The organism is Microcoleus sp. S13_C5 (assembly GCF_036700845.1).
In the GTDB taxonomy this organism is placed as follows: domain Bacteria; phylum Cyanobacteriota; class Cyanobacteriia; order Cyanobacteriales; family Microcoleaceae; genus Microcoleus.
In genome coordinates, this window is the sequence record NZ_JAUBPR010000029.1 from 11930 (window position 1) to 26189 (window position 14260).

Here is a 14260-nt window from a genome sequence, read left to right on the forward strand (position 1 = left end):
ATTCAGTAACGGATGTAACTGATATCGGGAGTAAGGAAGAAGGATCAAGTCTCAAACAACCCATGCCCACTTAAAAATTAAAAATTAAAAATTACTATTTATGATGCTGCGAAGACTGACAATTTATTTAATGGCTTTAACTTTGTTGTGGACGGCAATCGGCTGCGGTTCACCTCGCACACAAACTTATACAAATCCTGCTGGTAATCCAAATATTAACACAGTGCGTCCTGCACCAAATAATAACTTGAGTCAAGGTCAATATCCTGTACAGCAAGCTACCTACGACGATGCGGATGGCGAATACAGTTTAATGTTGCTGAATACTCCTGCCGGCAGTCCCCCAGTTTACCGCACTAGGGATTTGCAAATGGCTCGCTTAACAGAGGAAGAAATATCGGCAGGCAAGAAAAGTTATCTAAATTTGGATAACAATCAAGCGGTTTTGCATTTGACAGAAGATTTTAAAATTGAGTACGTTCACAATGTTACCGAAACTGTCAATAACCCTCAAACAGGTCAGCCACAAACCGTAGTAGTGCGGCAGCAATCTGGCTTCTGGGCACCGTTTGCTGGAGCTGTTGCTGGTCAGGCGATCGGCAGTTTGTTATTTAGACCACAATATTATATGCCGCCAGTCTATCAGCCGGGGATTATGACAGGATATGGCGGCTATGGCAATACTTACAGCCAAGCTGTTAACCAATATCAGACTCGCTACCGAACTCCGCCTCATGAGGTGAGAAACCGTCAAGTTTTAAGGACGACCGGCCGCTTGCGATCGCCCACATATAACCAGCCAGTAAGACCCTCAGCACGGCCAAATGGCAATCGATCGACCGGTTCGGGTTACGGTGGCAGCACTTTGAGGCGAGATCCCAACTCAAATTCCCGGCAGCAAAGGCGGAGTCCGAGTTTTGGTAGCGGCAGGAATTCTCGTCAACCGAGTCGGAGTCGTTCTTTTGGCAGCAGAAGGCGTTAAGAATGTAGGGTGCGTCGCCCTGGAATATCTGCGCCTTAGTGGGAAGTTTCCTGCAGCGACACACCCTACAACTACCAAGGTAGATCGAGTTATATTGTTACGCGGGGATTTTTACCGACTTATAGGGTTGGATGAGCATTTCAGCGGGAATCCCCAGTTCTTGATTCAACTTCCGAATCATCTCCAATGTCAAGGAACGTTTACGAGATAAAACCTCGGATACCCTAGCCCGACTACCGAGACATGACTCTAAATCGCGACGAGACCATCCGCGAGTTTCCATGTAATAATACATCGCTTCGATCGGATCGGGGATTGCGATCGGAATGTGTTTCTTCTCGTAGGCTTCCACTAAGGTGCTGAGTACATCTAATCGATCGTACTCAGGATTGTTTGGGACTGCATTAAACAGTAACTCAATCTCTCGAAGGGCTTCCTGATAGTCATTTTCATTTCTAATGGGGCGCAATTCCATACATTCACCATAACTAATTATAACGTATTTTCTTCACTAATTGGATTAATTGTTACTACTGCCAACCTCTTTGATTACAACTTGGTGAATAAAAGCAAACTGATTTACAACTTTTTCGTCTAAGGATCGCTGCTGATTATTTGAATCGTAGTATTCTGGATTATCTAGATTTGAGCCATAGATATTCCGAAGTAACTGATATATGAGACTAGGCTCTATATATTCAGCTAAGCTATTATATTGATTTCGTTCAAAATCCCATTTACGCGCTCTATAATCTGGGAAACTATACAGTGTCGGCAGATAACATTTCAGAAATTCAACTACACTTTTAGGATTCTCAGTTAAGGCTTCTAAAAGATACTGTTTTACTTCCTCTTTATCTCCCCAATGAGACCATACATATAATAAGCTGCTAAAATCTTCAGGAAATTGAAGATAGAGGGGAGATACTTGAGATATTTCTTTAATTTTATGACTGAAAGCTTCACCGATAATACGAGCTTGATCGACAGAAAGATGCCGTTCTATTTCCTCTCCTTCTTTAAGTGGAACCAGACATCTAAAGCATTTAATTGCAAATGCAATAGGCTTTGCATCTAAAACTATTTGCTTTGCAACGTCCACTTTTATTTGAGCGTCCGAAATATTTTCAACAAGTTTGCAGATAAGTATCTCAGCACTAGACAAATATTTGCTCAAAAAAGTCTTCTCCTTTGAAAAAATATCTCCACTCTGAGAAATTGCCAGGGCAAGATTTTTGGAAGTGGACGAAGAAAGCTTTTCTATTCTACTATTTAGCTTCAGGATAAATAGGTCGGCTCGTCGATCTCCAACAATTTGATGGATGTTCGATATAGTCGTTTCAACAGACTGATCCTCTATCTGAGATAGAAAGGACGTAATTTCTCCATCGGAAATATCATTATCTGAGATTGAGTAGGAGAAAAATCGGGAAAAATAGTGAGAAGAAGAGGCTCTTTGCTCTATATCCCATTCTCCTTTCCAACCACTAGAAATATAATTAATATTGCCAAGTATACCAGTCTGTTTTAGGCATGGAAACAAAGCTTTTAAGAGATTTTTAGCAGATTCTCCTTCATCAGTAGTTAAACCCTGAATCCCCTTGTTTATAATTTCAAGGCTGCGCTGTTTGTAATCTTCACGATTATAAGTAAACGGTGAAATTGAGAAAATCTCAGGATTATTTTTCACGACATCGTATAATACTGGATAGAAGAGTCGCATTCCCTCAATCAGCATTAAATCTGGAGAATTAACTTCTCCTTTCAATATAGGTAGAGAAAACGCAAGGGCATTTATATAGCGTTTTACCATTCTCGGTGTTTTAACCCGTATCTCTAAACCTTCAATGAAATGAGTAAGGAAGTGAGATCGAAATTCTTCCTCCGAAATTTGAATATTTGCATCTTTTAGAACCTCTTCTATTCCTACCATACAATATTCAAGCAAAGCTACTCGATCGGCCTTGGGTAAGTTTAACGGAACCTGAATTATCTTTTCTAAAAAATTTCTTCCCGCCTTAATATCTCCAGAGCCATACCTTTCACTAAGAGCAGAAGCTACCATTTCCTCATCAAAGGCTAAAACATAGGCTGTATAGTCAAAATCCGCCGATAATTTGACAAGTTTAAATACAGCTTGAATCTCGTTCTTCTCAAGCCTGTCTATATCATCCATTAGAACAACTACACGCTTCCCCTCATTTTTAAGAAGGTCCTCGATTCTCTTTTTCAATTCCTCTAGTTCAACAGATGAAAGTCCCTGAATACTTTGACTGGGATTAAATCGAAAACCAGGAAAATTGAAAGTGAACCCAGTCAGTCCAAGTCTACCTAAACGCTTGTCAAGCCATTTGCCTATCTTTTCTGGGTAGGAATCTATAGATTTTCCAAGCGCTTCCGCCAATGCTTGAAAAAATCCTTTGATCAAACTGGCTTCATCAGTAAATCGCCAAGGATTAAATTTGACACAAATGATTTCATCCGATTCTTGAAATTTTCTTTCAATAAAATTAAGAACTGTTGTTTTACCGTCACCCCAAGGACCATAAATTCCTATAACAATGCTGCTTGGATCGCTTCGAGAAGCAATCGTTTGTGCAACTCTTTGGGAAAAAGACCAGCGCTTAAACTTGTCTTGTTCCGGGTTGTTAACAGGAGCATCAATGGTATAGATATCTTTTGGCTCCAGAACATTTGAATCGGGTGCACGAGCATTTACTTTATCTTGATGCTGTTGATTATTCACAAACAATCTCTTGAAAAACTTTTTCATACTACTTTAAAGTCTAACACTAATAGCCTCAGTTGGCTTAAGGTCTCATCCCCAGAATAGGTTGCACAGCAGCGCTTCGGATTTCGTTACGTCGTCCAGTGGTTCGCGATCGCGGCAATAGTGAGCGACAAACATTTTATCAGACAGTATAAAGCCCCTCAATCTACGATCGCTATGCTCTAATTAATAAAGCATCTGTCCTTTCACCACCGGATAGCTGACATGACACAAAGCCTCAACCCCACAACATTACCCCCCGCCTTTCCCGATCACACCCAACTACCTGAGTCCGACGGCACGTTTGTAAAAAACTTCCCAGAACATCCCCAGAGTATCCTACTCACCGACTCCCTGGAAACTACACTGCAAACCCTCCACCCGGACGGACAATATGCGATCGGGCAAGATTGTGGCATTTACTGGCGCGAAACCGACCCTCCAGAAAAGGGAGCCGAAGCGCCTGACTGGTTCTACGTTCCCAACGTTCCGCCCCTAATAGATGGGGAAGTTCGCCGCTCTTACGTGATTTGGCGCGAGTATATGGTGCCGTTGATTGCGATCGAATTTGCTAGTGGTAATGGGGCTGAAGAACGAGATAATACTCCTTTATCTCGCTTACCAGAAGGTATCAACCAGAAACCAGGAAAGTTTTGGGTATACGAGCAGATTATTCGCATTCCTTACTATGCGATTTACATCATTAAAACGAGCGAATTGGAAGTCTATAACTGGGTGAATACTCGCTATCGCCGTTTGCAACCAAACGATCGCGGGCATTATCCGATCGACCTGATGGGAGTAGAGTTAGGTGTGTGGGAAGGTAGCTATCAAAATCAGCATCAGCGATGGTTGCGTTGGTGGGATAATCAGGGGAATTTGTTGTTAACTGGTAGCGAACAAGCTAAACTAGAACGCCTCCATACCGAACAGGAACGCCAAAGAGCCGATCGCGCAGAACAAACCCAACGGGATGCGATTCCCCAACTGCTGGCAATGGGTTTAACCGTAGAGCAAGTGGCTCAGGCGCTGTCGCTGTCGGTGGAAGATGTACAGAGATTGGGCTGACAGTTAACTTTGATGATTCAGAAACCAAATCTCTTTTCTCGAATTGCTGGTATTTCTACGATCGCCCTTTGTGCAGTCGGCGGATTATTTTTACTTAAAAAACCCGTACAATCTATTCCCGCAAAACCAGCACCAGAGGAAATTGTACTAGATGCCGAAGTGCGATCGCTCCCCGGAAAACTCGACAACATCCCCCTCTTCAACAGCGACAGTCCCGAATGGGTCAAAAAAGAAGGCATTTTGCTCTCAACCTTTCCCCCAGACGGCAAAAAAGTCCCAGCGGCTCACCTTAACTTTGCCTTTCAAGGGCAATTCAACCTGTTTGCTCACCATTTTTCTCACACTCCGCTGCATTCTAGAACTTTGTATATCGGCGCTTTGCTCTACAATCCCAGCTCCGAACCCGTGACGGTGGAAGTTTTGCAGGCAGCCAGTTACCTGATGGAACCGGACGCGCCGTTTAAACAAAAACCAGCACAAAGTGAGAGTCCCAACGGCGAAGTATATTCCGGCCCTGGAATTCGCGCTGTCGATAGCGTTTTGCGGGGAATGCGGCAGCCGGATTTTCCCGAAAAACTGCTGATTGCACCGGGAGAAACCGCATTGTTGATGAATCGCCCCATTCCCGTGCGGGGTCTGGAAAAGCCGATAAATGGTCGTTCTACCTTTGTGCGGCTCAAAAGTAGCGGCAAGGTTTATGCCGCTACTTTGGCAATGTATGCACCTCAAAATGCTGATGGGGCCGATCGCGCGCCAACTCTGGAAGAATGGCAGCAATTGCTGAATAATGGCGGCTTGGCAGGCCCCCGCGACAAAACCCCGACTCCCCCCGACGCGACTGCGGGAAGCCTGATTTACGGCCGCGTGGCAGGGGTGCAGCAAGGTTCTGGATGGGAAGCGGAATTAGTCGATCGCGATGCTAAAAATCTGGCAATTCCCCCGACTGGAAAAGCGATATCCTATGCGATCTCTACCTTGCGCGGGGGCACTTTGGGAACCCAACAAGTGCAAGCAGGAAAAATGCTGGCGCGCTATCCCGACACCGCTTACGAAGCCCACGGCAATTACGGCGTACACTACAATCTGATTTTGCCACTGCATAACACTGCCCAAAAACCGCAAACGGTAGCGGTGAGTTTGGAAACGCCTTTAAAAGAAGATCGACTCTCAAAAAATGGATTGCGATTTCGCCAACCTTCCTTAGATTTTCCCTATTTTCGAGGTACTGTGCGGCTGCGCTACCGAGATGATGGAGGTTACGATGTAACTCGCTACGTGCATTTGTGGCACCGTTTCGGTCAAGTTGTGGAACCGATGGTAAAGTTGAGGTTAGCTGCCACAGAAACGCGATCGGTAAAAGTTGATTTTATTTATCCTCCCGATTCCACGCCGCCGCAAGTATTGACAGTGAGAACTTTGGAATAGTTGATTTATTTATTTCAGTCACTACCCGACCCAAAAAATATGTGATTTAATTTCTACATTGGTATGTAGGTGACAATATGTCTTCTTCACAACCCCCGTCAGGGGAAAGAAACCCTCTAGGATTAGATGAATTGATTGCTATCTTGGTTGCCTTCGGCACGATGGGAGCAATTTTATTTTGGGTAACAGGTAAAAATCCCGATCGATTGAATGCCAGAAATTGGCAATTTCCAGCCGTTTTCTCTCAACCTGCTGTGACGCCCGCGAGCCCGGGAATATTAACACCTGCGTCGCCCAATTCGGATTTGCGATCACCCGCTACAACCCTCATTCCCTCACAACGGGAAGTCGCACCTGTGGCACCTTTAGGGCCGGTTTTACCGCAAACTCCTCCGGTGGGTGTAATCGTTGTTCCTCCCAAGCCAATTGCGCGATCGACTCCCGCTCCAGCAATTACCAAACCGAAAGGCGATAAACCCAAAGCCGATAAACCCAAGGTTGGGCCCGTTAGATTCTCTGATGTTCCCGACAAATATTGGGCGCGTCCGTTCATTGTAGCTTTAGTCGATCGTAAAATCTTTACTGATTTCACCGACAGCAAATTTCGGCCCGACGAACCGATGACGCGAGCCGAACTAGCGCGCTTGATTCAGCGAATGTCCGACGACAAAAAGCCGATCCGAAAACCGATTGATTTTAAAGACGTAAAAGACAAGAGTCCTGCCGCTCCTGCGATCGAGCACACCGTCACAACGGGATATCTTAAAGGATACCCAAACAATGAGTTCCGTCCCGAAAAACAGATTCCGCGTGTCGAAGTAATCGCAGCTTTAGCGAGCGGTTTGAGCCTGAAACCATCAACAAAAGCAACCAAAACTTTACAGGTTTATACAGACAGGACAAAAGTGCCGAAATGGGCAGTTAACAAAGTAGCAGCAGCCACGGAAGCTGGCATTGTTGTCAACCACCCGAAGCGCGCACTTTTGCAGCCTAATAGAACAGCAACTCGCGCTGAAGTAGCAGCCATGATTTACCAAGCTATGGCCAAAAAAGGCCAAGTACCTGCTAAGTCTTCTGAGTATGTTGTGAAGCCTGTAAAGTTGTCCAAGTAATATTTTAGGGGCGTTGCTCCTAGGCCGCCCCACAATAACATTTAATCGTTATTGTTTGTAGTCAGGACTGAAGCCTTCACTACGAAGCAGCTAACTTAATCTTGAAACACCATAATACTCCCCGAATAGCAAGCTACCCAAACCTGATTAGTTTGCGGATCGTAAGTAATTCCGATCGGACTTGAATTAACCTTCACTGTTTGCAGTACCTTCATATCGCTCGTCCTAACTTTGCTAACAGTATTCGAGAAATAGTTGACCACATAAAGCCGTTTTCCCTCATCAGAAATCGTCATGCTGCGAGGTGCTTTTCCAGTCGAAACTTTGTCCACCACTTTACCAGTTCTTAGGTCAATTTTGGCCACATTTCCTTCACCGTTCAAAGTGGCATAAAGATACTTTCCGTTGGGATCGATTGTCAAATGACGCGGCGCATTGCCAATATTTCTCAGCCATTCTACCGAAAAGTCTATGAGATTCACTTTCGCAATATTGGAAGAACCCATGATGGCAATATAGGCATCTTTTGAGTCGGGAGTAACAACAATACCCCGAGGATATGCACCCAGTTTCACTCGCTCGATTTCAAGATTTTTATTGATATCAACTACGCTCAAATCCCAACTGCACCAATTGCTAGTGAGGGCGAAGCGATTGTCAGGCGAAACAGCATTGAATTTCGGAACTGCACCTACAGGAATTACCTTTTCTATTTTCAAATTTTGGGTATTGATGCGGTAAAGAAAACTTTGGTCGTGTTTTGCCGCTGGAGAGCACCTGTCGCTCCCCGGATTGCTAAACCCCGAACCGTACATTTGATAGTTGGATACGTAGGCATATTTGCCGTCCGTTGAAAAAGCAGCTTCTACGGGAGAGCCTTGATAATTGCCTTTGAATTTAGAAAAGCCAAACTTCGACAAGTTTACTGTATCGGGAATAGTCTTGACTAATTTAAAGTTCCTGTCGTAAACTGTGATTGTGTGGCTGTACATCATGTTTTGAGCAAAAAACAAACCCGCTCCCGAATAAACTATTGATTTTGGCGATATCTTGCCGTAAATAGTTTTTTTCAAGGTCATTTTTCCTTGAGTGTTGTCGGGAGGATTTACTAGCTTTGTGGGGGGTAATTCACTTTCTCTGTTCTCGGAGTTTTCAGTTTTAAATGGTGGCAGAGAGGGTTCTTGAAAGAGAGGTTCTTGGGGCTGACTTTTAGTTTTATCTTCGAGTTCGTTTGTGTTTTCTGTGGGGGTAGGAGATGGCGAAGATTGATCGTGATTTGGCGCGATTTTTTCCGCAGCTTCAATACTAGCCTCTTCCGGCTTACCTTTCAGCGCGGACAAGGTTTTAGGGCCGACAATTCCGTCAACTTTCAGGTTGTTGTCTGCTTGGAACTTTTTCACAGCAGCCTGGGTAACAGAACCGTAAAATCCTGTAGCCTTACCGCCAAAATATCCTGCTGTTTGTAGAGTTTTCTGGAGTTCCGCTACTTCCTGGCCTGAATCGCCTTTTTTGATGGCGAGTGCGGGATTGATTAAATTTAAAATTGTGAGAGCGATTGTAAAGAAAAGTAAAGGAGTTGAGGCTAAATTTTGGTGCATTTTTGAGTTGGTCGATCGAGTTTGACTCGCAGCCGTTTCCCAAGTTTCAGCTAAATGTAGGTAGGCCAGTCCGTCCATAGTTTTTACCGGGTATTTTTGGTGCTATGATACACCAGTTAATACCATTTTAGATTTTAGATTTTAGATTTTAGATGGGGAATGACTGATGCAATAGGGGTTTCCAGCTTGCCTACAGTTGCATTTTTTTTTTACTTGTATAACATTGATTAAAGGAAAAATCTTATTATAATCAAACTGAGGGTAGAATATCCTAGCAGTTTTTAGAGCCGTTTTTAATGGTGTAAGCAAGTAGGAGCGATCGACAATGTGGAGTGGGGAAAAAACAACTGCAGAATCAACGACAAAAGAATCCCGCCAGACGTTGCTGTGGGACGGTGACGGGGGACTTTGCCAACGGGCTTGGGTAGAAATCGATTTAGCAGCTTTAACTCACAATGTAAAACAGCTTAAAAAGCTCTTATCTCCCCACACAGAACTGATGGCAGTTGTGAAAGCCGATGCTTACGGGCATGGTGCTGTTGCAGTCAGTGAAACAGCATTGCAAGCAGGTGCTAGTTGGCTGGGAGTGGCGACAATTCCCGAAGGAATAGAATTGCGAGAAGCTGGGATAGAAGCGCCGATTTTGCTGTTGGGGGCAACCCATACACCGGCACAGGTAAAGGCGATCGCCCAATGGCACTTGCAGCCCACTATTTGTACTGCCAAACAAGCCCTAATTTTTTCGGAAGTTCTCGCTGGTCTTAACCAATCTTTGCCAGTTCACGCTAAGTTGGATACGGGAATGTCTCGCTTGGGTACGCCCTGGCAGGAAGCTACAGAATTTGTGCAATTAGTCAAGCGGTTGCCCAATTTAAAATTAGCCAGTATTTACTCTCACTTGGCGACAGCCGACAGTCCAGATCCGGCAGTGATGAGAGAGCAGCACCAGCGGTTTAAACGGGCGATCGAGCAAATTAAAATAGCAGGAATTAACCCCCCTCGCCTGCACTTGGCAAACTCTGCTGCTGCCCTCGCTGACCCGGATTTGCACTACGATTTAGTGCGTGTCGGTTTAGCTACCTACGGTCTTTATCCAGCACCTCACTTGCAGTCGAGATCCAATTTGAAGCCAACAATGCAGGTAAAAGCTAGGGTAACGCAGGTGAAAACAATTGAAGCAGGAACCGGCGTCAGTTACGGCTATCAATTTATAGCTCAGCGGCAGACACAGATTGCCGTAATTGGTATCGGCTATGCAGATGGCATTCCGCGCAATCTTTCTAATAGGATGCAGGTTTTAGTCAGGGGTCAATTCGTGCGGCAAGTGGGAGCCGTGACGATGGATCAATTAATGTTGGATGTAACCGATATTCCAGATTTAGAAGTCGGCGAAGTGGTGACGCTGTTGGGCCAAGATGGGGAATATCAAATTACTGCTGACGATTGGGCCGCAACTTTAGGAACTATTTCCTGGGAAATACTCTGCGGTTTTAAACACCGATTGCCCCGCGTAGCAGTGGGACAAAATTCTGTTGACAGTTGACAGTTGACAGTTGACTGAAAAATTACCAATTACCAAATACCAATTGATATGACAGCGAACGGGACATTTATACTAATAGGTCAAACCTTGTATTCCCAGCTAAATGCAGAAAGAACACAAGCCTTAGAAGTAGCCCAAGAATTCTCGAAAAAATTCGTAGAATTGGGGTTTAAAATTGTACCTCAACTGCTGTGGGCGATCGGCATTTTGTTAATTACGCGATTTGCGATCGGCATTGTGGGGCGCGTGACTCGCCGAGCACTGAGTCGCACCGAAGCCACACTGCGGAAATTCTTAGTTCAAGCTGCTGAAATTACAATTTTGGTAGTGGGAGTAGTCGCCACTTTGAATCAGTTGGGAATTCAAACTACCAGCGTGGTGGCGGTGGTGGGTGCAGCGGGTTTGGCGATCGGTTTGGCGTGGCAAAATACTTTGTCGCACTTTGCTGCTGGGGTAATGTTGATTAGTTTGCGACCATTTGAAGTCGGAGATGCGATCGAAGCTGCGGATGTTAAGGGAGTGGTGGACAGCATCGGGATTTTTTCCACAACCGTGGTGACAGACGATCGCATAAAAATTATTGTCCCGAACAATCAGTTGTTTAACGGTACACTGAAAAATACAACGGCAATGGGAACGAGGCGAGTAGACTTGAGGATTGATATTGGCGATCGGCCAATTCGTCCAACTGTAGCTGAGTTATTAGAAATTGCCCACTCTCACCCGCTGGTGCTGGAGAATCCCCCCCCGACTTGTTTGGTCGCCGAGATTACTCCCGATACAACTATTTTATCTCTCCGACCTTGGTGCGCGTCGGTGGCCTACGAACAAGTGCGATCGCAAGTTCAACAATACGTCAAAGAGGCAATGGATGCCGACAAAAATCAAGAACAATAGATATAAATCTAAAATCTAAAACCCAAAATTTATCCGAGGTATTTCCCATGAGCAAGTGGTATCCGCAGCAAATTTTGCAAGAACCCGGTGTCAGAATCACCGCCACCGAGAAACAAACAATTCTCAGCAAATTCCCGCCTCCCGATGAAAACGGTGAAATCTATGCAGACGGCGTTTTTGAAGGCGGCGGCGTGCGCGGAGTTGCGTTTTTAGGATCACTCAGATGCTGCAGCGATTTAGGCATCCGGTGGCGAAAATTGGCCGGCACTTCGGCAGGTGCTATTACTGCCGCAGTATTGGCAACCGACTTGTCAATAGATGACTTAGAGGAAATTTTAGGACAGCTCGATTACACCATATTTTTAACTAAAAAAAACAGTCCTCTAATTTTAAACGGCGACCCCGCAGACGACTTGCAATCTCCTGCTTGGACGCTGCTTTTCCTAACAGTTAGCCGTCAGATGGGAGAATATTCGGCGCAGCCGTTCCGGCAGTGGCTGGAAGCAATACTCGGTCGAGGTAACTTGCACACTTTTGCCGATGTCAAACAAATCGTAAAAGACCGGGAATTAAAAGTAGTAATTTCCAACCTCACTCGCGGTGAAATGTTGGTAATACCCGACGACTTACACCGACGCGAATCGACGGATTCCGATCCTTTGTACGAGCAGTTGCGACTCCAAAGTGCTGAACATTTTAGCGTGGCTGAAGCCGTTCGGTTGTCGATGAGTATTCCGCTATTTTTTGAACCTGGAAAACTAGGCGATGACTTAATTGTAGATGGCGGAATTTTGAGCAATTTCCCCCTGTGGATTTATGACAAACAATCCGTCGGTTCGACTCCCGCTGTGCCCCGCTGGTTTACCTTTGGGTTTCGATTAGTTGATACTGGAATTGAGAGTAAAGTTAAGATTGAGACTCCGCTGTCAATGCTGGCGGCGATGTTCAGAACGATGATGAAAGCAAGAGACCGCTATCACCAGCGAGAAATGGATAAGGGCAGGGTGATTAATATTGATGTGACTGAAGCTGGGGTGACGACGACGGACTTTAATCTAGATGCCGATCGCAAGGCTCACCTGTACCGCTTGGGGTATTTGTATACTAAGAGGTTCTTTTTGAGTTCCAATTTTAGTTGGGAAAAGCACTTGAAGGCTAGGGGCTTTGGGGAGTAGGTTTCGAGTCTGGAGTTGGGCAAGAGGCGGATCTTGGGGAAAATCTGCCTTTTGCCTGCGACGGAAAGTATACAGAGTAAGGGATTGAGGAATTTTTAAATTAGGGGTTGGCAAGAAGAGGATGTGTGTGCTATAGTTAGTTACTGTCATCTTGGAGAGGTGGCTGAGTGGTCGAAAGCGGCAGATTGCTAATCTGTTAAGGGTGTTAACATCCTTCGAGGGTTCAAATCCCTCCCTCTCCGTTCTATTTAATGCTTTATGAATCAAGGGTGACGCTACCCGGGGCGATAGAACGTTAATGAATTTAACGTTGCAACGTAATTTTGAGACTGCACTAGCTATCTCACCAGGAGTACCAACCCAAGATAGACGCAAAGGTTTTAAATACGCCGACGAATCCTTGGATTTTGTAACCCAAGTAAACTCGGATTGCCCACTGCTTGAGATAACTTCTAGGAGCGAAAAAAAACAAACTTTTGAGGGTTGACCAGAGACCTTGGGTAGCATATGTAGTAAAAAGCACTTCAGGCAAACTCTTAAAGAATTTCGGTTTCCCATCTCCTATCCATAGCAATGGTTCGCTGTCCCAGGGATCGAAAACAATAAACCTTGAGGAAAAGTTCCAGTGTGGACGCACAAACATTCGACCATGTTCATTCAATAGACAAGCGGCAAAACTGAAAACACTATTGCTCGTAGCAACGATATCGCATTTACTCAAGATAAAAAAATCAATGTAGAATTCTATGTTTTTATCTTGCATTACTTCAGGTAGTTTGACCTGCAAATCTCGCGCTATGACCGGAGAAAATTTTTCAAAAGCAGGCAGAATTCGATCTATATCGTCGCTACATAGAAAGAGAATTGGGTCTTCCAAATCATTCCAAATTGTATCTAACCATTCACAATACCAACTTTCAGGGAAAACTAAAGTAAAGCCTGTTCGTACTTGAGTAATGTAATCACCTCGACGAATATGAATTCCCACAAGTGTTTTGCCTTTAGAGCGAAGAATCTTCAGGCCTTCTTCCAATGAAAAATTTAACTCACTCACAGGTTGAAATAGTGAGCGAATATAGTCCTGGTAGGGGGCAAGGAAACGAGTTGATATCTGGAAAAAGCCCCACAAATCGACATTTTCTATCCCATTCTCAAGGACTTCTGATCCAAGACGACGGCTCTTTGCTCCGGCAATTTTTTCAACGTAAGGGACAAATTCTGGAACTATATCGAATAAATTTTTTTCATCATCTTTACGCTCAATTGCAGGCTCTAGCCGACGGGAAATTGGAGCGTCATTATGTCCAAATAGAAGTTGACCAATCCAGGGCGGGCATTCCACTATAGCTCCGGTTTTGTGGGCACAAATTCGCAGAAAAGCGTACTGAAAAAGTTGGTTACCAAATCGTCCCAGTTGTCCTAAAGAAGACATAGTTAAAACTGACTGACTGGAGGTTTTAGTGTCAAGGTTTAGGGGAGATTGAATATTTTTAGCATCTTTATTGAAAGTTGCCAAAACCTCGAAAACTCGCTCTGTTTCACTTTTAGTTGTGTATTTAGGCTTGGTCATGTTTTCAATGATTGATTTTAGTGCAATAGTCCGGACAGTTTTCATATTACCCAATGGCTTATTCTATATGACTTTGAGCCCCTGTGGATAATTTAAATCCATGTCAGCTCCACCCCTGAC

At 44.6% G+C, this 14260-nt stretch carries 11 protein-coding genes and 1 tRNA gene; 8 read left to right on the plus strand and 4 right to left on the minus strand.

What is annotated here, in order from left to right:
* The first annotated feature begins 100 nt into the window (after positions 1–100).
* Positions 101–982: a hypothetical protein gene (locus tag QUA04_RS10690; RefSeq protein WP_333256502.1), complete on the plus strand. Its 882-nt coding sequence runs from the start codon at positions 101–103 to the stop codon at positions 980–982.
* 97 nt (positions 983–1079) lie between these two features.
* Here the strand turns inward: QUA04_RS10690 and QUA04_RS10695 are convergent, their stop codons facing one another.
* A complete protein-coding gene (locus QUA04_RS10695; RefSeq protein ID WP_333256504.1) occupies positions 1080–1457 on the minus strand; it encodes a transcriptional regulator in 378 nt (125 codons plus the stop codon).
* Between the two features lie 45 nt (positions 1458–1502).
* Positions 1503–3728, minus strand: a complete 2226-nt coding sequence (locus QUA04_RS10700; protein WP_333256507.1) for a P-loop NTPase fold protein — start codon at positions 3726–3728, stop codon at positions 1503–1505.
* A 249-nt stretch (positions 3729–3977) separates the two neighbouring features.
* On the opposite strand from QUA04_RS10700, the gene QUA04_RS10705 reads away from it, so the two are divergent.
* From QUA04_RS10705 to QUA04_RS10715, 3 genes are all read left to right on the plus strand, one after another.
* Positions 3978–4820, plus strand: a complete 843-nt coding sequence (locus QUA04_RS10705; RefSeq protein ID WP_333256510.1) for a Uma2 family endonuclease — start codon at positions 3978–3980, stop codon at positions 4818–4820.
* Between the two features lie 12 nt (positions 4821–4832).
* On the plus strand, positions 4833–6245 hold the full coding sequence (locus QUA04_RS10710) for a DUF3370 domain-containing protein (protein ID WP_333256512.1): 1413 nt from the start codon (positions 4833–4835) through the stop codon (positions 6243–6245).
* A 77-nt stretch (positions 6246–6322) separates the two neighbouring features.
* Positions 6323–7357 carry an S-layer homology domain-containing protein gene (locus QUA04_RS10715; RefSeq protein WP_333256514.1) on the plus strand — a complete coding sequence of 345 codons (1035 nt, stop codon included), beginning with the start codon at positions 6323–6325 and terminating at the stop codon, positions 7355–7357.
* A gap of 95 nt (positions 7358–7452) precedes the next feature.
* Here QUA04_RS10715 and QUA04_RS10720 read toward each other — a convergent pair whose 3' ends face one another.
* Complete coding sequence (locus tag QUA04_RS10720; RefSeq protein ID WP_333256517.1) at positions 7453–9033, minus strand: peptidoglycan-binding protein; 1581 nt, start codon at positions 9031–9033, stop codon at positions 7453–7455.
* 247 nt (positions 9034–9280) lie between these two features.
* Between QUA04_RS10720 and alr the strand changes: the two genes are divergently transcribed.
* The 4 genes from alr to QUA04_RS10740 all read left to right on the plus strand — a co-directional run bounded on the left by alr (position 9281) and on the right by QUA04_RS10740 (position 12812).
* Positions 9281–10498 (plus strand): alanine racemase, encoded by a 1218-nt coding sequence (gene alr, locus QUA04_RS10725; RefSeq protein ID WP_333256520.1) that lies wholly within the window; start codon positions 9281–9283, stop codon positions 10496–10498.
* Positions 10499–10546: 48 nt separating this feature from the next.
* Positions 10547–11395: a mechanosensitive ion channel family protein gene (locus QUA04_RS10730; protein WP_333256523.1), complete on the plus strand. Its 849-nt coding sequence runs from the start codon at positions 10547–10549 to the stop codon at positions 11393–11395.
* Positions 11396–11442: 47 nt separating this feature from the next.
* On the plus strand, positions 11443–12570 hold the full coding sequence (locus QUA04_RS10735; RefSeq protein ID WP_333256526.1) for a patatin-like phospholipase family protein: 1128 nt from the start codon (positions 11443–11445) through the stop codon (positions 12568–12570).
* 153 nt (positions 12571–12723) lie between these two features.
* Positions 12724–12812, plus strand: a tRNA-Ser gene (locus tag QUA04_RS10740).
* A 101-nt stretch (positions 12813–12913) separates the two neighbouring features.
* On the opposite strand, the gene QUA04_RS10745 is transcribed toward QUA04_RS10740, so the two are convergent.
* Positions 12914–14140, minus strand: a complete 1227-nt coding sequence (locus QUA04_RS10745) for an alpha-1,2-fucosyltransferase (RefSeq protein ID WP_333256528.1) — start codon at positions 14138–14140, stop codon at positions 12914–12916.
* Positions 14141–14260: the final 120 nt, after the last annotated feature.